The organism is Aquirufa aurantiipilula, assembly GCF_019923745.1.
Lineage (GTDB): Bacteria > Bacteroidota > Bacteroidia > Cytophagales > Spirosomataceae > Aquirufa > Aquirufa aurantiipilula.
Genome location: NZ_JAANOG010000003.1, coordinates 33,937 through 60,668 on the forward strand (window position 1 = coordinate 33,937; position 26,732 = coordinate 60,668).

At 38.8% G+C, this 26,732-nt stretch carries 23 protein-coding genes; 13 read left to right on the plus strand and 10 right to left on the minus strand.

Features of this window, described 5'->3' with window-relative positions; translation table 11 throughout:
• Positions 1 to 119: 119 nt before the first annotated feature.
• The 6 genes from G9H60_RS03835 (at position 120) to G9H60_RS03860 (ending at position 5,525) form a co-directional block, all read left to right on the plus strand.
• Complete coding sequence (locus G9H60_RS03835; RefSeq protein WP_223143041.1) at positions 120 to 689, plus strand: gluconate 2-dehydrogenase subunit 3 family protein; 570 nt, start codon at positions 120 to 122, stop codon at positions 687 to 689.
• A gap of 25 nt (positions 690 to 714) precedes the next feature.
• The gene (locus G9H60_RS03840; protein ID WP_223142795.1) at positions 715 to 2,427 is read left to right on the plus strand and encodes a GMC oxidoreductase; all 1,713 of its coding nucleotides are present in this window, start codon (positions 715 to 717) and stop codon (positions 2,425 to 2,427) included.
• A gap of 57 nt (positions 2,428 to 2,484) precedes the next feature.
• Positions 2,485 to 3,507, plus strand: coding sequence for an SMP-30/gluconolactonase/LRE family protein (locus G9H60_RS03845; RefSeq protein ID WP_223142796.1), 1,023 nt, complete (start codon positions 2,485 to 2,487; stop codon positions 3,505 to 3,507).
• A 142-nt stretch (positions 3,508 to 3,649) separates the two neighbouring features.
• Positions 3,650 to 4,549: an alpha/beta hydrolase family protein gene (locus G9H60_RS03850; protein ID WP_223142797.1), complete on the plus strand. Its 900-nt coding sequence runs from the start codon at positions 3,650 to 3,652 to the stop codon at positions 4,547 to 4,549.
• A gap of 324 nt (positions 4,550 to 4,873) precedes the next feature.
• Positions 4,874 to 5,227: a type II toxin-antitoxin system RelE/ParE family toxin gene (locus tag G9H60_RS03855; RefSeq protein ID WP_223143042.1), complete on the plus strand. Its 354-nt coding sequence runs from the start codon at positions 4,874 to 4,876 to the stop codon at positions 5,225 to 5,227.
• Positions 5,211 to 5,525 (plus strand): helix-turn-helix domain-containing protein, encoded by a 315-nt coding sequence (locus G9H60_RS03860; protein ID WP_223142798.1) that lies wholly within the window; start codon positions 5,211 to 5,213, stop codon positions 5,523 to 5,525. The genes G9H60_RS03855 and G9H60_RS03860 overlap by 17 nt, the downstream gene beginning before the upstream one ends.
• 617 nt (positions 5,526 to 6,142) lie before the next feature.
• Here the strand turns inward: G9H60_RS03860 and G9H60_RS03865 are convergent.
• Together G9H60_RS03865 and G9H60_RS03870 are read right to left on the minus strand one after the other, a co-directional pair.
• Positions 6,143 to 6,985, minus strand: coding sequence for a carboxypeptidase-like regulatory domain-containing protein (locus G9H60_RS03865; protein ID WP_317197218.1), 843 nt, complete (start codon positions 6,983 to 6,985; stop codon positions 6,143 to 6,145).
• 490 nt (positions 6,986 to 7,475) lie between these two features.
• Positions 7,476 to 8,180, minus strand: a complete 705-nt coding sequence (locus tag G9H60_RS03870) for a 3-keto-disaccharide hydrolase (protein ID WP_262899939.1) — start codon at positions 8,178 to 8,180, stop codon at positions 7,476 to 7,478.
• A gap of 143 nt (positions 8,181 to 8,323) precedes the next feature.
• Here G9H60_RS03870 and rimO point away from each other — a divergent pair, with 143 nt between their 5' ends.
• The gene (rimO, locus tag G9H60_RS03875) at positions 8,324 to 9,649 is read left to right on the plus strand and encodes a 30S ribosomal protein S12 methylthiotransferase RimO (RefSeq protein WP_223142801.1); all 1,326 of its coding nucleotides are present in this window, start codon (positions 8,324 to 8,326) and stop codon (positions 9,647 to 9,649) included.
• Here rimO and G9H60_RS03880 read toward each other — a convergent pair.
• Together G9H60_RS03880 and rpmB are read right to left on the minus strand one after the other, a co-directional pair.
• The gene (locus tag G9H60_RS03880; protein ID WP_223142802.1) at positions 9,646 to 10,749 is read right to left on the minus strand and encodes a HesA/MoeB/ThiF family protein; all 1,104 of its coding nucleotides are present in this window, start codon (positions 10,747 to 10,749) and stop codon (positions 9,646 to 9,648) included. The genes rimO and G9H60_RS03880 overlap by 4 nt on opposite strands.
• A gap of 62 nt (positions 10,750 to 10,811) precedes the next feature.
• Positions 10,812 to 11,051: a 50S ribosomal protein L28 gene (gene rpmB, locus G9H60_RS03885; protein ID WP_109322213.1), complete on the minus strand. Its 240-nt coding sequence runs from the start codon at positions 11,049 to 11,051 to the stop codon at positions 10,812 to 10,814.
• A gap of 150 nt (positions 11,052 to 11,201) precedes the next feature.
• Between rpmB and G9H60_RS03890 the strand changes: the two genes are divergently transcribed.
• Complete coding sequence (locus tag G9H60_RS03890) at positions 11,202 to 12,320, plus strand: endonuclease/exonuclease/phosphatase family protein (RefSeq protein ID WP_223142803.1); 1,119 nt, start codon at positions 11,202 to 11,204, stop codon at positions 12,318 to 12,320.
• Here the strand turns inward: G9H60_RS03890 and G9H60_RS03895 are convergent.
• On the minus strand, positions 12,317 to 13,582 hold the full coding sequence (locus tag G9H60_RS03895; protein WP_223142804.1) for an aspartyl protease family protein: 1,266 nt from the start codon (positions 13,580 to 13,582) through the stop codon (positions 12,317 to 12,319). The genes G9H60_RS03890 and G9H60_RS03895 overlap by 4 nt on opposite strands.
• Positions 13,583 to 13,635: 53 nt before the next feature.
• On the opposite strand from G9H60_RS03895, the gene G9H60_RS03900 reads away from it, so the two are divergent.
• Both G9H60_RS03900 and G9H60_RS03905 read left to right on the plus strand, forming a co-directional pair.
• Positions 13,636 to 14,976, plus strand: a complete 1,341-nt coding sequence (locus G9H60_RS03900) for an APC family permease (RefSeq protein ID WP_223142805.1) — start codon at positions 13,636 to 13,638, stop codon at positions 14,974 to 14,976.
• A gap of 168 nt (positions 14,977 to 15,144) precedes the next feature.
• On the plus strand, positions 15,145 to 16,383 hold the full coding sequence (locus tag G9H60_RS03905) for an ROK family protein (RefSeq protein ID WP_223142806.1): 1,239 nt from the start codon (positions 15,145 to 15,147) through the stop codon (positions 16,381 to 16,383).
• Between the two features lie 25 nt (positions 16,384 to 16,408).
• Here the strand turns inward: G9H60_RS03905 and G9H60_RS03910 are convergent, their stop codons facing one another.
• Positions 16,409 to 17,683, minus strand: a complete 1,275-nt coding sequence (locus G9H60_RS03910; RefSeq protein WP_223142807.1) for a D-alanyl-D-alanine carboxypeptidase — start codon at positions 17,681 to 17,683, stop codon at positions 16,409 to 16,411.
• A 69-nt stretch (positions 17,684 to 17,752) separates the two neighbouring features.
• On the opposite strand from G9H60_RS03910, the gene G9H60_RS03915 reads away from it, so the two are divergent.
• On the plus strand, positions 17,753 to 19,141 hold the full coding sequence (locus tag G9H60_RS03915; protein WP_223142808.1) for a sodium:solute symporter family protein: 1,389 nt from the start codon (positions 17,753 to 17,755) through the stop codon (positions 19,139 to 19,141).
• Here G9H60_RS03915 and G9H60_RS03920 read toward each other — a convergent pair.
• Positions 19,116 to 19,556, minus strand: coding sequence for an NUDIX domain-containing protein (locus tag G9H60_RS03920; RefSeq protein ID WP_223142809.1), 441 nt, complete (start codon positions 19,554 to 19,556; stop codon positions 19,116 to 19,118). The genes G9H60_RS03915 and G9H60_RS03920 overlap by 26 nt on opposite strands.
• A gap of 98 nt (positions 19,557 to 19,654) precedes the next feature.
• Between G9H60_RS03920 and G9H60_RS03925 the strand changes: the two genes are divergently transcribed.
• Positions 19,655 to 20,746, plus strand: a complete 1,092-nt coding sequence (locus tag G9H60_RS03925; protein WP_223142810.1) for a Nif3-like dinuclear metal center hexameric protein — start codon at positions 19,655 to 19,657, stop codon at positions 20,744 to 20,746.
• 40 nt (positions 20,747 to 20,786) lie between these two features.
• Entirely contained in the window at positions 20,787 to 21,599 is an 813-nt protein-coding gene (locus G9H60_RS03930; protein ID WP_223142811.1) for a zinc ribbon domain-containing protein, read from the plus strand.
• A gap of 55 nt (positions 21,600 to 21,654) precedes the next feature.
• Here G9H60_RS03930 and accD read toward each other — a convergent pair whose 3' ends face one another.
• From accD to G9H60_RS03945, 3 genes are all read right to left on the minus strand, one after another.
• On the minus strand, positions 21,655 to 22,500 hold the full coding sequence (gene accD / locus G9H60_RS03935; RefSeq protein WP_223142812.1) for an acetyl-CoA carboxylase, carboxyltransferase subunit beta: 846 nt from the start codon (positions 22,498 to 22,500) through the stop codon (positions 21,655 to 21,657).
• A gap of 74 nt (positions 22,501 to 22,574) precedes the next feature.
• The gene (locus G9H60_RS03940; RefSeq protein ID WP_223142813.1) at positions 22,575 to 25,202 is read right to left on the minus strand and encodes a T9SS type A sorting domain-containing protein; all 2,628 of its coding nucleotides are present in this window, start codon (positions 25,200 to 25,202) and stop codon (positions 22,575 to 22,577) included.
• A gap of 101 nt (positions 25,203 to 25,303) precedes the next feature.
• The gene (locus G9H60_RS03945) at positions 25,304 to 26,728 is read right to left on the minus strand and encodes a RagB/SusD family nutrient uptake outer membrane protein (RefSeq protein ID WP_223142814.1); all 1,425 of its coding nucleotides are present in this window, start codon (positions 26,726 to 26,728) and stop codon (positions 25,304 to 25,306) included.
• Positions 26,729 to 26,732: the final 4 nt, after the last annotated feature.

Below are 26,732 nucleotides of genomic sequence, written 5' to 3' on the forward strand. Positions count from 1 at the left end.
ACCTCCAAGACCCACTAGTATTTTTGCTATAATTGTATATATTTGAAATCCGTATGGAAAAAATTGAATTATTTCAATGCATTAACCTTGAATCCTTATAAAATAATTTGAATATGAACATTAACCGTAGAGAAGCTGTACAGCGTGTGGTCATGTTAATGGGTGGTGTTGTTTCTGCCCCTGCCATGGCTGGACTGCGTGGAGAAAAGTTAAACCATGGAGCTTTTGTCCATGTGACGGCTGAACAAGAGTCATTATTAGCTGAAGTGGCCGATGTCATTATCCCAACAAGTGGAACTCCTGGAGCTAAAGCAGCTGGCGTAGAAAAATTCATTGTACGTGTAGTACGCGATTGCTATCCTAAAGAAGATCAAGAACATTTTTATGCAGGATTAGCGAAATTAGAAGCAAATTGTCAAGCCAAAACAGGCAAATCTTTTGCACAAGCAAATGCCGTAGAAAAGAAAGAAGCTTTAACGGGTATCATGCTGGAATCTGATGCCGAAAGAACTGCTAACCGTGGCAAAAAAGCTCCTACACCCTTCTTTTTCATGATGAAAGAATTAACCACTACAGGTTATTTTACTTCTGAAATTGGGGCTACTAAGGCATTGGAATACCTTCCAATACCAGGTAAATTCGATGGCTGTATGCCCTTAGCACCAGGACAAAAAACCTGGGCTCTTTAATTTTCATGTCAAGACTAGAATAACAATGAACTTAAATATAGATTCAATAAAAAATCAAACCTACGATGCCATTATCGTAGGATCAGGGGTATCAGGCGGATATGCTGCCAAGGAATTAACTGAGAAAGGATTGCGTGTATTAGTCCTAGACCGCGGTCGTCAGATGGAGCACGTGACTGGATATACTCCAAGCTACAAAGATCCTTGGGACTTTAAATACAATGGATTATTAACCAATGAGCAAAAGGCTACTCACCCGAAATTAGCGCGTGATTATCCCTACAATGAGATGACGGAAACATATTGGTTCAATGATTCTGACTCCATGTACAAAGAAGAAAAGCGTTTCGACTGGTTCCGTCCGAATATCGTGGGTGGAAAATCCATCATGTGGGGACGCCAGACTTATCGTTTAAGTGATATCGATTTTGAGGCCAACTTAAAAGATGGCATTGCAGTGGATTGGCCTATTCGTTACAAAGACATCGCACCTTGGTATTCTTACGTAGAAAAACACGTTGGTATTTCTGGAGAAGCATTAGGTCTACCACAATTGCCTGATTCGGAATTCTTAAAGCCGATGGACATGTATTGCGTAGAAAAAGAAGTGAGAAAGCGTATTGAGAAAAACTTCCCTGGACGTAACATGACGATTGGTCGTGTGGCAAACTTATCAGAAGCGAAACAAGCGCAATTGGGTATTGGACGTAGTGCTTGTCAATACCGCAATAAGTGTCGTTTAGGCTGTCCTTATGGTGCCTATTTCAGTTCGCAATCATGTACTTTGCCTCCAGCAGCCAAAACTGGTTTAATGACTCTTCGTCCTGATTCTTTGGTATCGGAGATTCTTTACGATGATCAAAAACAAAAAGCCAAAGGAGTACGTGTGATTGATACAGTCACCAAAGATGTGCGTGAGTATTATGCGAAAATCATTTTTGTTTGTGGATCTACGGTCAGTACGACTGCCCTCCTATTGAATTCTAAATCTCGCCGATTCCCGAACGGATTCGGAAATGATTCAGGAGAATTAGGACATAACTTAATGGATCACCACTTTAAAATTGGTGCGAGTGGAGTTTGGGAAGGTGATGAAGATAAATACTACATCGGTCGTAGAGCTAATGGTATCTACATTCCTCGCTACCGTAACATTGGAAATGATAAGCGTGATTATTTACGTGGATTTGGATACCAAGGGAGTGGTTCTCGCCAGGGCTGGAACCGTGGTGTAGGTGATTTGAACTTCGGTATCGAATACAAAGAATCCATGACCAAACCTGGACCTTGGATGATGGGTTTAAGTGGTTTTGGCGAAACTTTACCTTACCATGAAAACAAGATGTATTTAGATCCCAATACCAAAGATAAGTGGGGTTTACCGGTTGTGGTATTTGACGCTGAATTCAAGGAAAACGAGAAGAAAATGCGTAAAGACATCATGGAAGATGCCCGTGAGATGTTGGAAAGCGCTGGCTTGAAAAACGTGAGAGCCTTTGATAATGGTTCATATCCAGGTATGGCTATTCACGAAATGGGAACTGCTCGTATGGGACGTGATCCAAAGACATCGGTATTGAATGGTAATAACCAAGTACATGCTGTGAAAAACGTTTTCGTAACGGATGGAGCATCCATGACTTCAGCATCTTGTGTAAATCCTTCCTTAACCTATATGGCATTAACAGCCCGTGCGGCCGATTTTGCTGTAAAGGAAATGAAGAAACATAATTTATAAGTTGATTTTTTCAATGAAATGTGGGCCGAAACAGCCCACATTTTTTTTCTCAAGACCATGAAAAAAAACATCTTTTACCTATTTTGCTGTTTAACAGGCAGCCTTTTTAGCATGAATGCACAGGAAAAAAGCTATCCGACCATTGGTAAGATTCATCGATTGGATCCTTCCTTGGACAAATTATTGGATATTAATTCACCCATTGAAATTTTAGGAACAGGCTATACGTGGTCGGAAGGACCAGTATGGGTTAAAAAAGGGAATTACTTATTATTCTCAGATGTCCCTGAAAATGTCATTCACAAATGGGCACCAGGCAAAGAAGTAGAAGTGTTTTTAAAACCATCTGGCTATACGGGAACCGTACCGTATTCGGAAGAACCCGGTGCTAATGGTTTGATTATCAACAAAAAAGGAAATTTGGTTTCTTGTGAGCATGGCGACAGAAGGATTGCTGAAATGCCTTTGGACAATCCTGCTAAAAAGAAGACTTTAGCTCATTTATTTGAAGGGAAAAAATTGAATAGTCCCAATGATTTAGTTCAACATAGTTCAGGAGATTATTATTTCACTGATCCTCCATATGGATTACCTGGCCGCGGCAAGGATGAACCAGCGAAAGAATTGCCTTTCCAAGGAGTTTATCGATTAAACAAAAAGGGGGAACTAAGCTTACAAGTGAGGGACATGACCCGTCCGAACGGATTGGCTTTTAGTCCAGACGAGAAAATCTTATATGTGGGACAATCGGATCCGAAAGGGTTAATATGGAAGGCATTTCCAGTTGATAAAGATGGAAACCTAGGTGAAGGTAAAATCTTTTTTGATGGTGCGGAATTAGCTAAAAGTGGCTGGCGCGGAGCACCTGATGGATTTAAGATTGATAAAGCTGGTAACCTTTGGGCAACTGGACCAGGGGGCGTATTAATTATCAGTCCAGCAGGTAAATTATTGGGTAGAATTGAAGCAGGTAGTGCTACGGCTAATGTTGCTTTTGGAGAAGATGGCTCTACCCTATTCATCACAGCAGACATGAATTTATTGAGAGTTAGGACGAAGACAAAGGGAATGGGATGGTGAGTTGTAAATGTTGAATTGTACCGCTGTACAACATGGTCTGTAGGGGCATGCCGAATGACAATAAATGTGGATTTAAACCACTTGTCATAAATTTTTAAGGCCATATAATACCAGTTTTTCTTTCCTTTGAATATTCCTCCATATGAAAATCAAATTTTGTTCAAAATTCTATATTGGGATATTCTTATTAAGCTTTCCTCTAAGTGTATTTTCTCAATCCAATAACTTGGTTATTCATGACATCAAGTTTGAAAGTCAAGGAATAACTCTTGCAGGCTCAATTTTACTACCTAAAAATCCATTTGCTGCCGTGGTCATTGTTCATGGTTCTGACCCAGTAAAAAGAGAAATGGAATTTGCAAAGCGGCTCACCAAAGCAGGGATTGCCGTATTAACATATGATAAACGAGGTGTTGGAGAATCTGGCGGTATATATGTGGGACCATCTGTTGGCACGAATAATATTGACACCACTAATCTTAATTTGTTATCTCAAGATGCAAATTCAGCAGTCAATACGTTTCGAAACTATTTGAAAGGTAAAAAAATGCCCATTGGATTAGTTGGTTTCAGTCAAGCTGGATGGATAATTCCAATAGCTGCCAGCAAAGATCCCAAAATAGCATATATGGTTTTATTTAGTTGTCCTACCATTAGCACCTTAGAGCAGCTCCGATTTCAATTTTATACCAATGGAAACAATCACTTTTGGGAAAATCAAACCGAAGAGGATGCTCGTGAACATATTAAAAATGACCCGGACAGGTATCATTTTGTAACAACAGACCCAAAAGCTACGCTAAATACTCTTTCCATTCCTGGACTTTGGCTTTTTGGGGAGAAAGACATACAAATTCCTGTCAAGTTGTGCATCGAGCAATTAAATACATTTAAAGTTCAAGGCAAACCTTTTGAATATACCTTGTTTTCAAAATTAGGGCATAATACGGTATCTGACCAGGATACGGCACCTTTTGACATTTCCATTCAATGGATAAAACAGAAATCCTTACACAGTAGGACGTTTAAAGAATCTAAATAAAGTAGTATAAACATCAAGGGATTTACAATCCCAATCAATGGAAACAAAGGAGCAGTATCTGAACTGATGTTAGCGAATCGAAGATTCTTTTATATCAACAATTCGATTCAAATAAAGGCTTGGGAGATTTCTCAAGCCTTTTTTATGATTTAGAAACCAATTGCTCAATACATAGATTATCAGTTTTTAACTTATTCTTGTTATACCTCCTCATTAAATTTGCCCATTAGTCTTCATTCATTCCATAATGCAAAAGCATAAGGAATATTGCCATAAATATTCCAACGCTGCAATTGCAAAATGTTACCTAATTAGCTAACTTTGATGCAAGAAAAAATTTTTATTAGGGACGTTTTTTATTACAAAAAATATTATCTCGACTTCTTCTCAGAACTTAGACCAGAGGTCAAGAAAAAATTCAACTGGACATTACAATTAATTTCTACGGTAGATCGTGTCCCTGAAAAATATTTTAAACATGTAAGCGGCACAACGGGACTATATGAAATACGGGTTGAATTTGGGTCTGATATTTTTAGAGTTTTCAGCTTCTTCGATAAAGGAAATCTAGTGATTCTAATCAATGGATTTCAAAAGAAAACTCAGAGAACTCCCAAAAATGAAATAGAAATAGCAGAAAGACTTAAAAAAAATTATTTCGATGAAAAAGGAACATAAACATCTCACATCATTCAAAAGTCACTTAGACCAACAATACGGTCAAAGAGGCACAATCATTCGTGAAGAATATGAAGAGGGATTTGAAGCTTTCAAACTTGGGGCCATGTTGCAAGAGCTCCGTAAAGAACAAGGATTGACCCAAGAACAATTGGCTCTTAAATGTGGTACAACCAAAACTTACATTTCTCGAATAGAAAATAATGCCAGTGACATCCGACTTTCCACCTTAATGAGAATCATCCATGAAGGACTTGGAGGACATTTGAAATTTAAAGTTGATATTTTATTGAAATAAGTAAAAGCTAAAGAACATGTTCCTAAGGGTCATATGGAATTTTCTCCAACAAGAACTTGATTGATCATAGAATACTATAGTCTTTCTTTTTTTTCAAAAAAAAAGAAACAAAAAAAACGGATGAAATACGGCTAATCCTAAGACGAATTCTGTAGCGCAGAACCGATTTTCAGTCCGATTACAGCTTTTATCTTATTAGTTGTTAGTTATTAGATTAGAATGAAATTAGAATCCATTTATAATTTACCATTTCCTTCCTGCCGCTTCGCTCATGCTGCATTCCCATCTTTCGTTGGGATTAACCGTTCAATGTAGAATTTATATGAAAGACAATACCGTCGTTCAGCTCCAGCGAATGGTGATGAACGAAGCGGTAGACGAGGTTTTGACCTCAGCATGGGCGATTGCGCGTCGGCGTCAAAAATATAGGCGATAGCGGAGTGAATCACGGTTTCGCGAAGCGAAATTCGCCTTTGCTGGACGACAAAAAAAAAGTTTTTTTGTTTCTTTTTTTTCAAAAAAAGAAAGGCCTTGGTAATTGATAAAATGGCAAATAGCAAATTTCAAGTAATTCATGTATTATTCAAATAAAGGCTTGGGAGATTTTTTAAGCCTTTTTACTTCACCGTCAAACGGATCATGGGATTTAAAAACATATTCATTTTGGTCATAGTAAAATGAGGTAAATAATCCCCATTAAAATTCCAAGAACCATATTCAGTCTTTTGAAATCCCAAATACCCTTTGCCGTAATCAGCTAAACCTAGGACTTGTGCTTCGTATTTATCATTACTTGTACTATTGTAAATATCCTCAAAATTCAACCACTCCATCGCCACTAAACAGCCACCTTCTGGCACAAAATAATGATATTGGCTTAGATCAAACTCATTCCAACCTCGATGCTTGGCATGAACAATGATACTTTCCTGCGTAATTTCTTGCTCTGGTTTTCCCTGTTTGACAGAGTATATCCGAATGCGAAATGGAAAATGTCTATTTCCAATATTACTGATATAAAAGTGAGCACTCTGAATCTGGCGAAAAAACAATTTCGGATCAGTCAACAATAACCCACACTGGGCTCCCACACCACCTGGTTGCAATAAAATACCTGTTTTTTTTATTGGTTTCATACTTGTATATGGCTTTTTACCAGAATACACCTTTAACTCGGCTAATTCATATACTTTCGGAATCAAATATACCCTCATCTCTCCCTTCAAATCCTGTTTTTGAATAATCAACTGCATTTCTTGAAAACCAATAGAATGAATCCTGATGGTATCCAACATCTGTTTGGAGGATAAGCTAAACCTGCCTTGTTCATTCGTATGAAAACCAGAATTTTTGCTCTCAAACATGACAGTAGCAAATGGAACTACTGTGCTATCAGCCCAGCTAAGCAATTGAATTGCATGATTTTGAGCATGGAGACCTAGGTTTGCTAAGAGCAACACAATATACAATAAGCAAGTTTTTAGGTGGTTTATCCTCTTCCCCAATGGAATATGTTAAAGTCCAAAATTGGAAAAAGTAAAGCAAAGAAAACTTGCGATGGAGCAATAAAACTTAAATGATTTTAAAAAAATCAATTGATCGATAATCCTTCCCCTATTTGACATGTTTACCTCCCTATATTTCAGTGTAAACCGCAAGGTCAAGGCTAATTTTCAACAACAAGAACTTGATTGATCATAGAATACTACGGTCTTTCTTTTTTTTATAAAAAAAGAAAGACCTTGCTAATTGATAAAATGATGAATTATTTTCTTTACTTCATTAACAATGATGGAATAAACAACCCACTATTCGACATTAGCTATGTAGAAAATAGACTCAAGGGATTTATAATTCCACTCAGGTTCAAATTATTATCATTAAACTCTAATCCAACCCACAAAAAAAGGCCTGAGATATCTCCCAGGCCTATTAAGCAATCTATTTCAACTACAATTTCTTAATCTTGATATTTCTAAACCAAACTGGATTGCCATGGTCTTGCAAAGAAATACGTCCTTTCATGTTCACACCAAATCCTGGCATGTTTTTGAATTTTGAACCAGCAATCATCTTTTTCCAGTTCTCATCGTCATAACGAGTTTCCACTACTTTCTCGCCATTTAAGTACAATTGCAACAAACCACGGTTATTCACAATACGTGCTGTATTCCACTCGCCTACTGGCTTAGCAGTCTCCTTCGATGAGTGAATTAAATCGTATAAATCTCCAGCTCGGTGATTGAAAATCTTTCCATCAGGGTGTCCATCACTATCCAAAACCTGCATTTCTGGCCCTGTATTATATGAACTATGGTATTTAGGGTCTTCTGTTACATTGAAGATAATACCGCTATTCCCTTTAGGTGAAATCTTCCAATCTACCGAAAAATCATAGTTTTCAAACTCCTGATCTGTTGTCAAATCCCCTCCATCTTTTTTGGTCACATCAAATCCAATCTCCCCATCCGTTACCGACCATGACGCTCCTACCGTACCTGGTTTATTGTAAGCATGCCATCCTTTTAATGTAGTACCATCAAACAATAATTGATAACCTTCCTTCTTCTCCTTGCTAGTCAATGTATTAGCTTTCTGAGCCAAAGTAACAATTCCCATGGCCATCAAAGAGCAGGTTAAAATAAATTTCTTCATAATTAACATTTAGATTTTGTGAACTGCAATACTATAAAAAGAATCTAAAATTTGTATCCCGAAAAGAAAAAATTACACAAAAAAGGTAAAAATCGAGGTTTCGTTCTTTCTTCGTAAATTGCATGTTCATTTAATCATGCTTCATGAAAACTAAAGTTGTTGCCAAACCTTCCATCAATATTATCACCCTAGGTTGTTCCAAAAACTTGGTCGACTCGGAAGTGCTATTTACCCAATTAAAAGGAAATGGCCTGGAAGTAACCCATGAAGCAAAAAAGGATAAGGCCAACATCGTTGTCATCAATACGTGTGGCTTTATTGATAATGCCAAACAAGAATCCATTGATACCATTCTCCGCTATGCGGATGCCAAAGAAGCTGGTAAAATAGACAAGCTCTATGTTACCGGATGTCTTTCTCATCGCTATAAAGATGATTTAGAAAGAGAAATCCCTTTAGTGGATTCCTTCTTTGGGACCAATGAATTACCCCGCTTACTGAAAGCCTTAAAGGCGGATTATAAACATGAATTGGTAGGTGAACGTCTTTTGACCACACCTGCACATTATGCATATTTGAAAATCGCAGAAGGTTGCGACCGACCTTGCTCCTTCTGTGCCATTCCTTTGATGCGTGGCAACCACGTATCTCGTCCCATGGACGAATTGGTAAAAGAGGCCAGTTCTCTCGCTAAGAAGGGCACCAAAGAGCTCATCCTGATTGCACAAGATTTGACCTTTTATGGTTTGGATTTCAAAGAAGCAGGAAACCCAAGTGGACGCAAATTAAAAGAATTATTAGAGCGCCTTTCCGATGTCAATGGCATCGAATGGATCCGTTTACAATACGCTTACCCTGCAGGTTTCCCCGTAGAAATCTTGCAAACCATGGCAGAAAGAGAGAACATTTGCAAGTACCTAGATATGCCCCTTCAAAGTGGTTCTGACGCGGTTTTAAAACGTATGCGCCGTGGTATCACCCGAGAAAAAACAGAGGCTTTGATTGAAACCATCCGTGGAACAGTACCCAACATTGCATTGAGAACAACCTTGATTTCAGGTTATCCCGGTGAAACAGAAGAAGATTATGAAGAAACTTATTCCTTCGTAGAACGTATGCGTTTTGATCGTTTGGGTATTTTCAATTATAGTCATGAGGAAAACACCCATGCTTTCTCTGTTCAAGATGATGTACCCGAAGATGTGAAGCAAGAACGTTCAGACGAAATCATGGCTTTGCAACAAGGCATTTCAGAAGAGTTGAACCAAGCTCGTGTTGGCAATACCTACAAAGTGATGGTTGACCGCAAAGAGAGTGGTTATTTTGTTGGTCGTACCGAATTTGATTCTCCTGAAGTCGATAATGAAGTATTGATTCCTGCAGAACAATATGCCCGTTTGGGTGATTTTGTTCAGGTTAAAATTGACCGTGCCGAGGAATTTGATTTATACGGAACCATCGTTTCTTAATAACGAGGAATATCAGGATTGATGCGTCTAGACCAGGCATCAATACCCCCTGCTAAATTAAATACATGTTTGAAACCTGCTTGTTGCTGTAAGTATACAATGACATGTGCAGAGCGCATGCCATGGTGGCAAAGCACTAATCCTTTGGAGCCTTTGGGCAACATGGCTAGCTTAGCTGGAATCTCATTCATCGGTATATGGATAGCCCCTTCAATGCGAGCAAAATCCCATTCGTCTTCCTCACGTACATCCAAAACATAGTCAATCTGACCATCCTGCCATTGGGCAAATGCCTCCTCAGGACTTAATTCTCTTACGATACTACTGTCTTCGGTAGTTGGGAATATCTTTTCCTCAGCCAAAGGATCTCTTTCTAAAGCAAAAAAGTGACTTCGCATTTCTTGGGCATCCCAAGTCATTAAGGCCCCTTGAGCTGGAGAAGACATACCAGCCAAACAAAAGATTGCTTCCTTGGCTTGCATAATCCCCAAGATACCGGGCAAAAAGCCCAATACTCCCGCTTCATCGCAAGTGGGAATTTCATTAGGTCCTGGTTCATTGGGAAAGAAACAACGGTATGTCGGACTCATTTTTCCCGAATCCATCCGCATGTTACACACACTTAAATGACCTTCCCAAGTATGGATAGCTGCATAGATAAATGGTTTACCCATAGCAACGCAATGATCATTAATTAAATACCGTGTTTTAAAATTATCAGTACAATCAATCACTAAGTCTACCGCTTGGATAAGATTTTCTGCATTTTCCTCTGTCAATTTTTGAGCAATACCCTGAACTTGAATACTCGGATTTAAGGCTTGAAGAAATGCTTCGGCCTTTTTCGCCTTAAACTCACCCAAATCAGCTTGTTGGTAAATGACTTGTCGACCTAGATTGGATAAATCTACCGTATCTCCATCGATGATGGTGATGTTTCCAATACCCGCTGCTGCCAAATAAGGTAATGCCCCACTAGCGAGTCCACCAGCACCTACTACCAAGAGCTTAGCTCGAGACAATGTCAGCTGTTGTGATTCTCCCCAATCAGCCATTTTAAGCTGTTTTTGGTAGCGTATATAATCTTCTGATGAAAGCATGAGAAACAAAAAAAGCCTCTTTGATTTTCAAAGAGGCTCTAATTTCGTAAAATTTTTACAATCTATACAGATAAAGTTCCTTTACGTGCAGAAGCAATTAAAGTCTTTTCGAAACCATTCTTGTTGATGGTACGAATCGCCTTAGCACTTACTTTCATACGTACCCAAACACCTTCAGATTCTAAAAAGAATTTCTTTGTTTGTAAATTTGGGAAAAACTTACGTTTTGTCTTATTGTTCGCGTGAGAAACATTGTTTCCTACTCTTGTTCTCTTTCCAGTTAATTGACAAACCTTTGCCATAATATTTGCTTTTTATTTGAGACTAGCTCTTGAATTATATTTGTTATCAAATCGGATGGCAAAAGTACTCATAATTTTATAAAATTGCAATCCCCTTTCTAAAATTTATAAAATATCTCTCCCATAATCTTTCAATTGTTATCTTTGAGTATGGGTAAGCGTAAAACCACCGAATCTCTTCCTAAAAAAATAATATCCTCCATCATCTGGTTAGGAACTTTACCCTTGTGTTTATATACCCTATTAACCTATTTACTTAGCTATTCCCTTATCATCGATCACTGGTTAGCGGGATTCATTATGATGACCATGCCAGTGGCTCAAATCCTATGTTTTATTTCCCTCATTTATTGGATATTCCAAAGGGCAAAAAGGGCATTATTACCTTTAACTGTCTTACTATTAGGATATAGTTTCATACAAAGAAGTATTGCCATTCACAATCCCAAAGAAAGTTTAGAAAAGCCCATTAAAGTGCTTAATTATAATGTTTACGGGATGTATTCCAATGCCTATGAGGCCAATGAAGACAATGTGGAGAAACTGAAAAAATTCATGCGGGATTATGAGGCCGACATCAAATGTTTCCAAGAATTTTATTCCAATGCCGATCGTCCAGCTTATAAAAGCATTAGTATGATGAAGGAGCAATACCCTCATTATGCCTTTCAGCCTTTAAAAAAAGAAATATTTGATGCCAAAGAGAAAATGGGTTTAGCCATATTTTCTAAATACCCCATCATTCACCAAGAAGGACAACAGTTTAAAAACTCGGCCAATGGTTTTCTATTTGCTGATTTAGTAAAAGGCAAAGACACCATTCGTGTTATCAATTTACAACTTTGGTCCATGGGAATCCGGGTAGGCAAAGTCACTGGAAAAATCCGCGATCAAGATTACGAGGATGCCAAAAAAGAAGGTCGAGGCATCATTGCTTCCCTGAAAAAAGGTTTTATTCGTCATAAAGAAGAAATTAGCCAAATCAATCGCATCATTCAACAAAGTCCTTATCCCGTTTTAGTGATGGGTGATTTGAACGAAACTCCCTATGGATGGGCCTATGGTACCCTGAGGGAGAGAATGGAGAATGCTTTTGAAAGTGCAGGGAGAGGATTTGGTTTTACTTTGAATCGCAGTCCTTATATGGTGCGTATCGACAACCAGTTTTTCTCCCAAGAGTTTGAGATTTTACAATTCAACACGCTACGAAAAATCACCTATTCAGATCACTTCCCGATTGTGGCAAGCTATGTTATTAAAAAACATTAAAATAGCCTCTTCAAGGTGATTTCTTTCAAGTGAATTTCAGTTCCTCTTTTGACTAAAAACATCACTTTATCCCCCACTTTAGTTTGAAGTAACCGGTTCAGCTCATCCAACCTATACTCCGTAGCCTTACGATTATTCACCATCCAAATTTCATCCCCAGCCCTAAAATCGACATCATCAGCTGGTGAACCGTCTTGCACAGATTCCACTTTAAATCGTTTGAATTCTGGAGCAATGGCCACCAAAGTTAGTCCAGAAAGTCCTTCTTCAAATGGTCGGTTTAGTCGTGAGGCAATGGGCTTAAATACGACATAATTATCTAAATAGTGGAAGGTCAATTTAAACCTTCTTAAAAATTCTCCTCCAATACTTCCTGATACAGGGGATACACCTTGCATTTGTTTGACTTGATAGGATAATGAATCTGGGAATGAACTCACAACATCCTTCCATTTCCAAGGTCCTAAACCCACTTGTTTAATTCTTCCTAAATGCCCCAATATTATCCCATTTAGGCCTTTCCCCAACTGAAATTGATACTCTGACAAATGAAATTTGGTCGTATCTCCTGTTTGTCCTTCAATGGAAAAAGCATGCCCAGCTCCCGAATCCAATAACAGTAAATCTGAAGTAGTACTCCGTTTATTAGTCAAATTCACCCCATGGATATAAGGTTTATTATCCAAAATAGTGATCGGAAATTTTATCCCTTTACTGGGTTTATATCGATAATTGGAAGGATATCGTAGCTCGATCTTCCGATTCAAATAATCCATGGTCACCACCAAATTGGTAAATAAATCCGCCCCTATGATTCCATGAATTTTAGTCCCAACGAAACTGGATAAATCCAACACATCTGTATCCAGAAAAATGATACTTTGTCGATTTGCTTGCGCTTCTCCAATACCTAGACGAACATCAATGACAATATTAGCAGAAATAGGCTCTCCCATTCCTACTCCGTTCACGCGAATTTTTCGTACGGATTTTAATTCCAACTTTTTGGCAACAGCAGGATCTGATAGAATGGTTGTTCCTACACCCGTATCCAAAATGAATTTTAATGTATCTGAACCATTGATCACCAAAGGAATAATCACCAGATTGGAATATAAGTCAAACGGAATATAAACCGTTTTCTTAGGCTTTTTCCAATGGAAACTGATATACTCTTCCTTCACTGCTTTAGGCTTTTGAGCAAAAAGAGCGGTAGAAATTAGTAATAGAACACACAGCTTAATGAAAAACCGGTTTTTCATTCATGTTAGGGTAAGCCTTGCGAAAACTAAAATTAAGTTATTTTTGTTCAATTATGTCGAAAAATAAGGCAACAAATCAACTTTGGAAAGTATTGGGTACGGGCTTTGGAGTAGCTGTTACCTTGGGAGGAACCGTAGGGACAGGGATACTTCGTAAACTAGGACCCATTGCTGATCAGATAGCCAATCCCTTTTTGATAATTACTTTGTGGATATTGGTAGCCGCTTATGCCTTATTGGGTATCAGTACGGTCTTGGAACTTAGTTTATCCATTCCCAAAGCAGGAGCTTGGTACGGATATGCAGAAAGAGCCTTTGGACGATATATTGGATTTCTAGTTGGAGTAAGTTCTTGGTTAGGAACAGTGACTGCATTGGCATTTGGTTCCTATACTTTTAGTGAATACGTGGGAATTCTCTTCCCATTTTTTGAAGATGCAGAAAATTACGTGGCTATTGGTACCTTAGCCTTACTATGGTTTTTCCATCAATTGGGCGTGGTTATGGCCGGGAAATCGCAAGAATGGCTCTCAGGAATCAAGGCGGTTGCCCTTTTAGGTTTCATCATACTCTGTTTGATGTATGGTTCTGGTGGTATGTGGCATGAACCAAGTGCAAGTCCTAAAGGATTACCACTTTGGTCAGGAATTATGACCGCCTTACTCTCTATTTTTTATGCTTTTGATGGCTGGCATACTGCTGCCTACTTTACCGAAGAAAATGCAAATCCAGTTAACAGCATGCCTAAGTCGATGTACATCGGCGTTATTTCAGTGGCAAGCATTTATCTACTCATCAATATCTCCATCTTATACGTACTACCTTTGGAAGATGTGCGTCATTCCAAATTAGCTGCGGCAGATGCCATCACCTTACTATTTGGCCAAAATACAGGCAAATGGATTACAGCCTTTTTAGCCATAAGTATTTTTGGCATTTTGAATACCCAAGTAATGTTTGCTCCTCGGGTATTGTATTCTATGAGTCGGGATGGACTTTTTTGGAAAAAAGCTAGTGAAGTCAATGCACTTGGTAGCCCTAGTTTTGCCACACATTTAACGGTGGGTATGTCCTGTTTACTCCTATTGTTTGGTAAAAACTTAAATGAACGATTGTCGGATATTGCTACTTTTTTCTTTGTGGCCAGTTACATCTCTGGATTTTCTTCTTTATTGAGATTACGACAAACTGAACCTCAATTACTCCGACCTTATCGAGCTTGGGCCTACCCTTATGTTCCGAGTTTACTGTTATTTATTTCCATACTATTTTTAGCTGGTACATTGGTCCAAAATCCGAGCAGTGGTATTTATGTACTTTTATTTATCGGAGGTACTTATGCCTTGTATCGAAGACTATTTCAAAAACCAAAACAACAAGATAGCCTGAAATAACGTTTTGTTTCTTGGAAACTATCGTCAATTACGATGTCTAAGCCCTTGATTTTCATTAGTAATGTGACAAAATTCCATGAATTGTTTATATTTAGTTGAACTTTTACACCGAATTTCCTAGATAAGTCCCTTACACATCTAGTTGAAACCATTAATCCGCCCATAATTATGTCAGATTTGTCCAAATCAATTTCTGAAGGTGAACTTGTTGAAAAAGAATCCATTGTAGATCTAAAAAAAAGTAAACTAAAAAGAAAACTACTACAACAACTTTACAATCAAGGGAATTTCACCATTTCACATTTGAGCAAACACGTTCATACCAGTGTTCCTTCAGTAACCACTTTGATAGAAGAATTAATCCACGAGAAATGGATAGTGGAAGTTGGCCCGGCTGAGGTTCAACTGGGTCGAAAACCGGCTTTATATGGGTTAAATGCGCGAGAAAGATATGTTTTAGCTTTGGACATGACTACTTACTCAAGTAAAGCCTATATCTTAAACTTACACAATGAGGTCATATTTAGTCAAGCTATCCCTTTAGTGATAGAAAACAAAGCCATGGTAGAATCTCTGACCAAAGAGATACGTGCTTTTCTTCAAGCATCATCTATCAAAATTCAAGAATTGGAGGCAATTAGTATTTCCATGCCTGGATTGATCAATCCGAAAACGGGTATCAATTATACCTATCCTTCTATTTGCGCTCAAGGCAAAAGCCTACCTGAAGAACTAAAAAAATTACTTCATGTAAAAACCTATGTCATACATGATACTAAAGCAATCACCTTAGGAGAGCATCATTTTGGTCTTGCTCAAAATATACAACATGCCATCACCGTAAATATGGATTGGAATGGAGTGGGTTTTGGCTTATTAGTGAATGGACAAGTGGTTTTGGGGGAATCAGGATTTGCCGGAGAGTTAGCGCATATTCAGGTAAAACCTCAGGGTGAATTGTGTTACTGTGGTAAAGTGGGTTGCTTGGATACGGTCACAAAGGCCTCCTACTTAATCAAAAGAATTAAAGAACTCATCAAAGAAGGCCATGTCTCTTTGCTGACAAAAGAGAATTTAGAAAAAATAGATATAGAAATGGTGGTTCAGGCGGCCAACCAAGGAGATGAATTAGCGATAGATTTATTGCAAGACATGGGCCATGAAATGGGGAAAGTTCTGGCGATTGCCGTTCACTTATTAAATCCCAAATCCATCATCATCCATGGTGTTTTAGCTAATTTGGGTGATTTCATTCGTAACCCAATTGAACAGGCTATTCACGAAAATTGCTTGGCTGATTACAAAGAAAACTTACAAGTTGAAATTTCTAAACTCGGAGCATCTGCCAAAATACTAGGTTTGCAGGCTTATGCCATCCATAAAACCCTTTCAGAAAATGCGGGGTGATTCAACTTTAGAAAACCCTCTTCTTTCAATGCAGCACATTCAAAAACTCCAAGATTTGTTTTTTGTTGACTGAGACTGCTTGATTAGCTAAATTGGTCATAATGGTGAATACATATAATTTCCCTTGAGCATTTTGGTAATAACCCGACAAATTATAGGTATTTCCAAAAGAGCCTGATTTAGCCCAGGCATGGGATTGAGGGTTGGCTAATTTCATGGATTTCAAGGTCCCAGATTTTCCTACTTCTGGCAAAAGAAACTTCCATTGAGATTCGCTTAACTTATTCTGCAACTTGTTCAAAATCAAAATCATATCTTTTGGTCGAAATAAGTTATATCGCGAAAGCCCTGAACCATCCACCCATTTAAGCTCTTTCAAAAACTCGAAACCTGGCTCTTGCATTAATTTTTGGATGATATTTGCGCTTGGCCCAGTCCAGCCTCTTTGTGCTCCCATCAAATAAATCAATTGTTCTCCAATCATGTTGTCACTATTATGAAGCAAAGGGACTAATAAGCTATCTAATTTGGCAGCATAAACTAATTTCGACTGAAGTGGGTCTCGTTTAACTGCTTGATAAAAAACAGGTTTTTGTAAGGTATCTGATAACAGTTTAGCTGTCAGGACAGGGGAAGTTAGGTAGGGAATGGTGATGTTTTTGGGTGAAGTTTTGGCTTCTGGGGCAGGGAGAAAGAATTGATTGCTCAGTCGATCTCGAGAAGCATCTTTATCGCTGGTGATAGTGATATTGGTTTTAAAATAGGATGGATAAACTTTCCAAGTGGTCCCCTGATTTATAAAATGAGCCAAGTTTTCATACAAGGGCAAAGTTGAAATTTCTGCTGCATAATAATCTTGGTAATCATCCCAGGCCCAGCCTGCACCTTGGGGAAGCGCTAATTTCGCCTCATCCGCATAAACCAAGGTTTTTTGAGTTCCTTGTAAAAAATCCAAAATCGCTCTATTCTTTAACCTTACATGCAAGGTAGATGGATCACCTGTTCCCCAAAAATACAAACTATCCCCACGTTCTTGGTAAGCAAAAGAGGGAACGGAATCTGGCAATACTGTTTTGGCCAAAAGCAAAGTCAATAATTTGGCATTGGAAGCAGGCATAAAATACTGGTCTGCTTGTTGGGAAAAAACCACTTTTCCTGTTTGTTCCTGAATGAGAATCCCTGTATGTAATTTATTAAGTCCAGATTGCACGAATGCCTGCTTGATTTTAGCTGTTTGGCAAGAAGATAAAAACAGGCTGATCAAGAAAAGGAAAACAAAAGCAGGACTTTTAATAAACATAGGTTTAAGGCAAAGATGAATGGAAAGCTTACACGAAAATTACGTATTTTTAAGCTTATTCTTTTCAACATGTTAATTGCATTTGTACTTTTTTATTTGGCATTGAACCTAGCAGTAGGCTGGTGGGCGAGTAAAAAAGTGCATACAACTCAGGATTTTGTTTTGGCAGGAAGAAACCTTCCCTTCGCCTTAGCTACCATGGTTACCTTTGCTACTTGGTTTGGATCTGAGACCATTTTGGGCGCTCCCCGGGAATTTGTACATGGAGGAGTTTTATCGATTATTGAGGAGCCCTTCGGTGCTGCTTTGGGATTGGTGATTGTGGGAACTGTTTATGCCCGAAAACTATATCCACTCAAAGTCTTAACCTTTAGTGATTATTTCCGACAAAGGTTCGGCAATTTCTCTGAGAAACTTTCTGCCATGGTCATGGTTCCCTCCTATTTTGGTTGGATTTCGGCACAGTTAGTGGCTTTAGGCTTAACCTTGCACTTGCTTTTGCCCATCAGCACAGAATGGGGAATTGTAATGGGGGCACTCTTGGTTATGACTTATACTTTATTGGGAGGAATGTGGTCTATTTCCATAACTGACTTTTTGCATAACATCATCCTCATTATTGGATTGATATTTTTGACTTTTTTATTGTATCAAAAAACTCCCGATCTAGGTGCCATTATAGAAAAACAAGAGACTGATTTTTTCAAATTCACTCCCCAAAAACACGATATCACTTCTTGGCTCACTTACTTGGCAGCGTGGATTACGATAGGCTTAGGATCTATTCCACAGCAGGATATATTTCAACGAGTGATGTCAGCCAAATCAGCTCATGTGGCAGGTATAGCTAGTTTTTCTGCGGGAATCATGTATTTAACCGTGGCAATATTACCCTTAATGATTGCTTTTTTAGGAGTGAGTTTGTACCCGAGTTTAATGTCGGACGATATGCTCCTAATCCCGCATTTAGTCATGAAATTCACCCCAACAGGAATTCAAATCTTATTTTTGGGAGCTTTGTTATCGGCCTTATTAAGTACGACTAGCGGAGCTATTTTAGCACCTGCTTCGGTACTAGGAGAAAACTTGATTAAACCGATGATGAAAAACCCTTCAGATCAAAAAGTGTTACGCATCATTCGATTATCAGTGGTCTTAGTCACACTCTCATGTATTTATATGGCCGTTAAAAGGCAAAACATCTTTGAGCTTGTAGGCGAATCCTCGGCATTTGGTCTAGTCTCTTTGTTTATTCCCCTAAATGCGGGTTTATGGTGGAAAAAGGCCAGTTCAATGGGTAGCCATTTGAGTATGCTATTGGGCTTAGGTGTTTGGGGATATTTTCAGTTTATTGAACCATTGGAAATACCATCCATCTGGCCAGGACTAACTGCCAGTTTAATAGGATTGCTGCTTGGAACTTATGTCTGGCCTAATCCACCCAAGGCTGTTGAATAGCACCGAGATAAACACCTTTCTTTTGTAGGAATACTAAATCTTGTAAAGCCTCCCCAACGTGGGGGTATAAATGAAGGCTGGATAACTGATGCAAAGGCACCCAACAAACTTCTTGAGCTGTAGTTTCTCCCGCTTGTAAAATGGGAATCCCTGAAACAATTTTACCCTCAAATAGAATATGTAATACACTTTTTTTCTCTTCTTTATGGGGAACTTCTCCCATCAAGAGCATATTGCCCACTTCTACTTCTACTGCTAATTCTTCTCGACATTCCCGACAAATGGTTTCTGGAAAAATTTCACCTGGGTCAGGATTTCCGCCTGGAAAATTATACACCATTCCTGAGCCAAATTGGTAACGCATTAATAATACATGATCATTTTCCATAATCACTATGGCCGGTCTACATCGCATATATTTAAATCAAATAGATAGGGTTTATCTCCTTAAATATAACCATTTTTTTCAAAGCTCCCGAAAGAATTTTACCTTTGGTACACTAAAAAAAGAATATGAAGCTTGCAGACGTTTGCCGCAGTATGGAACAATGGGCACCTTTGGCCTGGCAAGAATCCTATGACAATGCCGGATTGCTGGTCGGAGATCCTTCCATGGAAGTAAAAGGTGTTTTAATCAGCTTGGATTGCACGGAAGAGGTCGTCGACGAAGCCATTCTAAAAGGCTGCAATGTGATTATTTCCCACCACCCTATTGTGTTCAAAGGCCTCAAATCCTTAACAGGAAAAAATTATGTAGAAAGAACAGTCATCAAAGCCATTCAACATCAGGTGGCTTTATATGCTTCTCATACCAATTTAGACCATGCCCCAAAAGGAGTTTCCTATCATTTAGCTCAAAATATAGGTTTGAAAGGAAAGGTGCTCTTGCCTGCAGAAAATGCGTTGAAACAGTTAACTTATTATGTCCCTATACCAGATCAAGAGGTAGTTCGTGAAGCACTTCATGCCGCTGGAGCAGGTAATATCGGAGAATATTCAGCATGTAGTTTTGCTTCAGAGGGCATTGGACGATTTACTCCTTCGGATGAAGCGAATCCAGTAATAGGCCAACAAGGTGAGGCTGAAGAGGTCCAGGAGGTGAAAGTAGATATGATATTCCCTAGTCATTTGGAATCTACCATACTGAGTACTTTAAAAAAAGTACATCCCTATGAAGAGGTAGCTTATATCATTCATTCCCTAAGTAACCGATGGGATGAAGTAGGGGCAGGCTTTATAGGTGAATTAGAGGAGGCTATGACCGGTGAAGATTTCATTCAATTTGTCAAGAAATCATTGGGACTTTCGGCTATCCGACATACACCTATTTTACCAAAGAAAATCAAGAAAGTAGCGCTTTGCGGTGGGGCTGGTAGTTTTTTAATTCCTGAGGCCAAAAGACAGGGAGCGGATGCCTACTTAACGGGTGATTTAAAATATCATGAGTTCTTTGATGGAGAAAATAACTGTATGCTTTGTGATATAGGGCATTATGAATCAGAAGTTATGATAAAGGATGCCATCCATACTTATTTATCAAATATTTTTAGTAATTTTGCCGTTCTGAAAAGCGAGACCTTGACCAATCCGGTCAGGTATGCATAAGAATAAAGAGAGTTAGACACTTTCAAACGTAACAATAATAATGGCTACAGCTACCGAAACTACGATTGCCCAAAAGTTAGAAGCATTATTAAAGCTTCAGACCATTGATTCAGCCTTAGATAATATCAAGAAAGTTAGAGGTGATTTACCCGAAGAAGTACGTGATTTAGAGGATGAGATCATGGGTTTAGAGACTCGTTTGTCTAAATTCCAACAAGAAATCGCGTCTTTTGAAGAGCAAATTTCTAACTACAAAAATTCTAAAAAGGATTCTGACAAGTTAATTGTGAAGTACAAAGAGCAACAAATGAACGTGCGTAATAACCGTGAATTTGAAGCTATTTCGAAAGAAATTGAACTTCAAGGATTAGAAATGGAGATCGCTGACAAGCGTATCAAAGAAATTGATTTCAAAGTATTGAACAAAAATGATGAAATCGCTTCTGTAGAATCTACTTTGTTTGAACGCAAAAAAGATTTAGAACAAAAGCAAAAGGAATTAGAGGTTATCATCAACGAAAGTGAAGAAGATGAGCAAAAAGCGATGAAAGATCGCGAAAAGGCCTTGAAACTTGTTGACCCTCGTTTGTTTAAGTCCTATGAGAAATTACGTGACAATGCCCGTAACGGATTAGCCGTAGTGATGGTGAAGCGTGGTGCTTGTGGTGGATGTTTTAGTTCAGTACCTCCACAAAGACAAACAGACATCAAAGACAAAAAGAAAATCATTGTGTGTGAGCACTGTGGTCGTGTTTTTGCCGGTGTGGAAGACGTTATTCCTCCTCCAGAGAAAGAAAAGAAAAGCCGTAGCAAGGCAGCGGTTGCCGCTCCTGCTGCTCCAGCTGCTGAATAATAAAAAAGTCTCCCGAAAATTTCGGGAGACTTTTTTTATGATGATTGATTTGGGATTATTTCTGCAACATACCCAACAACGAAGTCAATTTATCTTTTAGGTCTTTACGATCTACAATGAAATCCAAAAATCCATGCTCCAATACGAAGTCGGCACTTTGGAATCCTTTTGGTAAATCTTTACCTATTGTTTCACGGATAACGCGTGGACCTGCAAAGCCAATTAAAGCTCCTGGTTCAGCAATGTTAAAATCTCCTAACATGGCAAAAGAAGCTGTCACACCACCCGTGGTAGGATCTGTCAATAAAGAAATGTAAGGAATCTTCGCTTCATCCAATAAGGCCAAACGCGCTGATGTCTTGGCCATTTGCATCAAAGAAAAACCTGCTTCCATCATACGAGCTCCTCCTGAACGAGAAATCATCAAGAATGGCTGCTTGTGCTCTAAGGAATAATCAATCGCTCGGGCGATTTTCTCACCTACAACAGAACCCATGGAACCTCCGATAAAACTGAAATCCATAGCTGCTATCGTGATAGGTAAGCCATTCATTTCGCCATAAGCCGAACGAACCGCATCTTTCAATCCAGTCTTTAATTCAGTTGCTTTAACGCGATCTGGATAATTCTTCGTATCCACAAAGTTCAAGGGATCGCCTGAACTCATTAGTGCATCTAATTCGGTATATCGAGTTTGATCAAATAGCAATTCAAAATAATCTTGAGAACCTATTTTCTCATGGTAATTGCAACTGGAACAAGTGTAAGCAAATAAACGATGTTCTCTTGTATGGATGGCCTTCTTGCAAGAAGGGCATTGATACCATAAACCATCTGGAGCTTCTCTTTTGAATTCGGTAGGAGTTTGAATTCCCTTATCTTTTCTGGTAAACCAAGACATATTTTCTTTTTTCTAAAGGACTGCAAAGATAATTAAAAAGAGATGGCATGGAAAACTAATTCCCTATTTGATACTTATTTCAGTAAAAATACTCGTTTGACAAATTGCTGTTTACTTGTTTTGACCACACAAAAATAAGTTCCTGTTGGCCAATTTCCCGCCTGTATTTCAGTGTCTAACTGAGATCCACCTACGGTCACTTGCTCTTGATAGACCACTCTTCCTTGCAAATCAATTACATTCAGCTCCACGATTTGACCCATTTGCTCCAAAGGCAATTGAACTCGAAATAAACCTTGACTAGGGTTAGGGCGGATGAGTAAGCCAGTATTTTCAGTTCCGTTTTCTACTGCCAAAACTAATTTAGGCGGAGTCACTGCTTGAGCTCCTTGAATATTTAAATTATCAATGGCCCAGCCCCAGCCATAAGCACCTACGTCGGAATGTAGTCGGAAACGAATCAATACCTTATCACCTGGGTTAAATTTACCTGAACCTAGAATATCAATTTCTCTTTTTTGGTATAAGGCAGCAGAACCTTTCAAAATGGAATTTCCGTTTTTATCCACGTTGGTTCCTGACCACCCTTTTTGCCATTCAGAATAATCATTGGAATCCCATCCATCTCTTAAATTATTCCAGGTCAAACCTCCATCTTTGGAACCTTGCACAATGACATAGTCATAAAATGAGCGATTAACCGATCCGTCAGCATTTAAAAACGAGGTACCCGTTGTTTCTGCCGTTTCCACCAATACCACTTCATCAAAAAAGATTCTTGCAGTATCTGCTCGCACGATGATAGGCTTCAATAAAATAGCATCATAGTTCGTATACTTATCTGAACCACCTGAATTATCATACGATTCTTCCGAGCCATTCGCATAAGGATGGTCGGTATTTAAGCCTAAAGAAGTAAAGTTAGCCGGTTGATTGATGCCAAATCCTTTCAAATAGAAATCGGCGCTGGGCTTACTTTCAAAATCCGTTTTGTAATTAGTCACGGCATCCATGGCAGTTAAGACGACAAACTCATAATTTCCTGAACTCGGGAAATACACATAATTCGCCACTTTGGCTTTGTCTTTAACCACGATGCGATACTTAATAATATCACCTGCTTTGATCTGGCCCGCCGCAAAGTTAAATGCTCCAGTATAACTAAATGCATCAGTTTTTGAATGGGTAAACCCTGATTTTACCAGCGCTCCTGAACCGATACTGTATTCCATATAAACCGTATCTATACCAATATTATCGTTCGCCAATAAGGTAGGTAAGGTAATTTTGGTTTGATTAGAAAAAACATATTTGAGAGGATTTGAATAAATCGCTACGGGTTTAACGGTATCCTGTCCAATCGTGAACTTATAAAAACTGGAAGTAGTGGTACCTGAAATTATAGGTGCTTGTGCTGGCGTTGTGAATTTTTTCCCACTGGCTTCTTCAGCTACCCAATAATAGGCAATTGATCTTAATTTAGTGTCTTTAGGTAAAGTATAGGAATAGGTAGTTCCCGATAAAGTTAAAGGTCGAGAAGTGACATTTTCAATTTTCCCATCCGTAGAAAGCATCAATTTCAATGAATTATCTTTCACCAGAGTATCAGAATATACTTTAACGCTAAACACATAATCCTTAGTTACATCCTCCGAATCTGTAAATAAATCAACAGTAGGAATTACACTAGAAGAATACCATCCAAAATCATTGAAAGCTGCGGGTACAATTGTCCCCAATTCTCGAGTAATTTCTCCTTTGGCTATGCTAGGTGTCATTAAAGCGTTAGGGTCCTTAGGACGGTATTTGGAGGCATCTACGTGGTAGATGGATGAGCCTTGTGTATAGGTAGTAGGTGCGTATAATTTTGCTTTTTCTTTATTGTTAGCGGCTAGCAACTTTGCCGTACTTAAAAATAAATTTCCTGAAGTCAATTGCGCTTTAAGTTCTGGTGAATCATTTTTAAACGACAAGGTATCGGTCAAACTTGTACCAGCACCATTCACCATAAACTGATCAAATATCCCGGGATAGATGTAGTAAGCTGTAGAATTATCTACTGACACTTGCCCAATAAATCCAAGTCCATGCCCAAACTCATGCAGAACGACTGAGTATAAATCGATTTGATTGATGGTAGGTACTCCATCCAAACCTTTGTACCAGTTAGCATAATCTGCATTAAAATTAGCTACGATGTCATAATCAGTCCCATTCAAGTTTTTATGGGCCATTTTTTCAGCCAAGGCAATGGGATAATAAGTATTTACTTTGGCGGCACCAGGGAAATTACGGACATTGGCTGTAGCACCTGCACTTCCTAATACATTGGAAGCTAAGGTTCTCCAGCGACAAAGTATCTTGACTTCGACATCTGAATTTAAAACAGCAGCCCATGATTCGGCAGCTTTTTCGAAAATTGCCCTCACTTCTGTTGGAGGTGGAGATTCAAAGCTTAATGTGAATTTAGCCGCACTGGCAGAAGTTCTGTTTTGCGTACTTTTGCTCTCTATATTCTTTTGTCTTACCCAATCCTGCATCTCTTGGGTATAACCTTCCGGAAGCTCACGCTTTATTTTGGTAAACTCAGGCGTGTATTCCTCAATCATCTTTCCTGGAATCATGTCCATTTTATGATTTTGAGAATAACTCAAATGCCAGCTTGCCAGTACTCCTAGTAGGATGTATACAATTTTCTTCATAAGTGGTAATTATCCATAAATATAAAGATGTTCTGTTAATATATAAATCAAAAAAGTCCCTTCGAGAGGGACTTTTTCGATTAACACAACAAATACGTCGATTAATAATTCGGATTTTGTTGAATATTAGAGTTAACGCGCAATTCATTACTTGGTAATGGCAATTGCAAGCGATAATCCGTTGCAGCTAAAGACAAGAAACGAGCAGGAGTACCTGTTCCGTCCGCTTTATCTCCACGAGATGAGCGAGAAATTCCAGCTCCTTTACGTTTCAAATCAAACAAACGATGTCCTTCAAATGCAAATTCTAAACGACGCTCTAAGTCGATGGCTGTTTTTAATGCATTTCCTGTTTCTGAAAAATTACCAGCGTCAAAATCAGTATAACGGTTTTTACGAAGGTTATTTAAGGCTGTAAGAGCCTCTGCATTTTTACCTAAATTGGCCAAAGATTCTGCCAAGTTTAACCAAACTTCAGCCACACGAATCACTTTGGAATCTGTTACATTGGCATTACCTGTAGCTCTACCAAACCATTTTGCAATGGAATTATATGGCTGACCATTGAAGGTAGTCAAACGCACCGAAGCCGCTGTTCTCACGTCATTAGCTTTGAAAGATTGTAAAAATAAATGATCCACTACGTATTCATTACGAACACCTGAAGCAGAACTTTGACTATATTCTACACCTGGAGTAATACGGTCTTTATCTACAATTTGCAATTTCAACAAAACACCTGTATTCACAGCATCTGTCCAAATTCTAGCGAAATCAGCCAAACCACCTGGGTTAGAACTTAATGCCAATGAACGAGTAGCTGCATCAGCTGATTCTTGCCATTTACCTTCGTATAAATAAACACGGGATAAAAGAGCTGCAACAGCGGCTTTATTGAAACGATAGATACCATTAGCGGTACCAATAGTTGCCTCTGCTGCTTTTAAGTCAGTTTCAATTTTGCTGAAATTGGTTTTCACTGATTCACGACTAGGCTTTAAAGTAGCGTCGGTAGACGTTACATATGGTACACCTAAGTCGGTATCTGATGCCTGCGTATAGGCTTTTCCATACAAACGTACCAAATCAAAATGAGCCATAGCACGGAAAGCCAAAGCTTCTGCTTTGTAATTTTCTTTCGCTGCTCCTGCTGGTAAACGGTCTATGTTTTCCAAAATGGCATTAGCACGACGAATACCTGTATAGGCTGTTGCAAACAATCCCCAAGTTCCATCAGCCGTATAACGCCATTCGTGGAAGGAAAGGTTGGATAAACGACCTGTACGTGCTACTAATACGTTATCCGACAAAATATCGGGTAAGCTTATCATGGAACCTCCATAGTAGGAACCTCCCAAAGCTGATCCATACATACCTCTGACTGCATTAGCAAAATCAGAATCTGATTCAAACGCTTGTGCGATGGTCGCTGAGTTATAAGGTCCCAGTTCCAATCCTTTTTCACAAGAGCCTAGTCCCACTAGGCAAACACTGCATATCGCTAGAATGAATTTTTTCATTTTCATGTCT

What these genes read in the sequence shown, in the direction of transcription:
- G9H60_RS03840 (WP_223142795.1), top strand. Translation starts at nt 715, where the DNA reads ATGAACTTAAATATAGATTCAATAAAAAATCAAACCTACGATGCCATT.
- G9H60_RS03945 (WP_223142814.1), bottom strand. Translation starts at nt 26,728, where the DNA reads ATGAAAATGAAAAAATTCATTCTAGCGATATGCAGTGTTTGCCTAGTG.
- G9H60_RS03845 (WP_223142796.1), top strand. Translation starts at nt 2,485, where the DNA reads ATGAAAAAAAACATCTTTTACCTATTTTGCTGTTTAACAGGCAGCCTT.
- G9H60_RS03930 (WP_223142811.1), top strand. Translation starts at nt 20,787, where the DNA reads ATGGCTACAGCTACCGAAACTACGATTGCCCAAAAGTTAGAAGCATTA.
- G9H60_RS03870 (WP_262899939.1), bottom strand. Translation starts at nt 8,180, where the DNA reads ATGAAGAAATTTATTTTAACCTGCTCTTTGATGGCCATGGGAATTGTT.
- G9H60_RS03895 (WP_223142804.1), bottom strand. Translation starts at nt 13,582, where the DNA reads ATGAAAAACCGGTTTTTCATTAAGCTGTGTGTTCTATTACTAATTTCT.
- G9H60_RS03860 (WP_223142798.1), top strand. Translation starts at nt 5,211, where the DNA reads ATGAAAAAGGAACATAAACATCTCACATCATTCAAAAGTCACTTAGAC.
- G9H60_RS03915 (WP_223142808.1), top strand. Translation starts at nt 17,753, where the DNA reads ATGTTAATTGCATTTGTACTTTTTTATTTGGCATTGAACCTAGCAGTA.
- G9H60_RS03855 (WP_223143042.1), top strand. Translation starts at nt 4,874, where the DNA reads ATGCAAGAAAAAATTTTTATTAGGGACGTTTTTTATTACAAAAAATAT.
- G9H60_RS03850 (WP_223142797.1), top strand. Translation starts at nt 3,650, where the DNA reads ATGAAAATCAAATTTTGTTCAAAATTCTATATTGGGATATTCTTATTA.
- G9H60_RS03920 (WP_223142809.1), bottom strand. Translation starts at nt 19,556, where the DNA reads ATGCGATGTAGACCGGCCATAGTGATTATGGAAAATGATCATGTATTA.
- G9H60_RS03910 (WP_223142807.1), bottom strand. Translation starts at nt 17,683, where the DNA reads ATGTTTATTAAAAGTCCTGCTTTTGTTTTCCTTTTCTTGATCAGCCTG.
- rpmB (WP_109322213.1), bottom strand. Translation starts at nt 11,051, where the DNA reads ATGGCAAAGGTTTGTCAATTAACTGGAAAGAGAACAAGAGTAGGAAAC.
- G9H60_RS03900 (WP_223142805.1), top strand. Translation starts at nt 13,636, where the DNA reads ATGTCGAAAAATAAGGCAACAAATCAACTTTGGAAAGTATTGGGTACG.
- G9H60_RS03905 (WP_223142806.1), top strand. Translation starts at nt 15,145, where the DNA reads ATGTCAGATTTGTCCAAATCAATTTCTGAAGGTGAACTTGTTGAAAAA.
- G9H60_RS03940 (WP_223142813.1), bottom strand. Translation starts at nt 25,202, where the DNA reads ATGAAGAAAATTGTATACATCCTACTAGGAGTACTGGCAAGCTGGCAT.
- G9H60_RS03890 (WP_223142803.1), top strand. Translation starts at nt 11,202, where the DNA reads ATGGGTAAGCGTAAAACCACCGAATCTCTTCCTAAAAAAATAATATCC.
- accD (WP_223142812.1), bottom strand. Translation starts at nt 22,500, where the DNA reads ATGTCTTGGTTTACCAGAAAAGATAAGGGAATTCAAACTCCTACCGAA.
- G9H60_RS03925 (WP_223142810.1), top strand. Translation starts at nt 19,655, where the DNA reads ATGAAGCTTGCAGACGTTTGCCGCAGTATGGAACAATGGGCACCTTTG.
- G9H60_RS03880 (WP_223142802.1), bottom strand. Translation starts at nt 10,749, where the DNA reads ATGCTTTCATCAGAAGATTATATACGCTACCAAAAACAGCTTAAAATG.
- rimO (WP_223142801.1), top strand. Translation starts at nt 8,324, where the DNA reads ATGAAAACTAAAGTTGTTGCCAAACCTTCCATCAATATTATCACCCTA.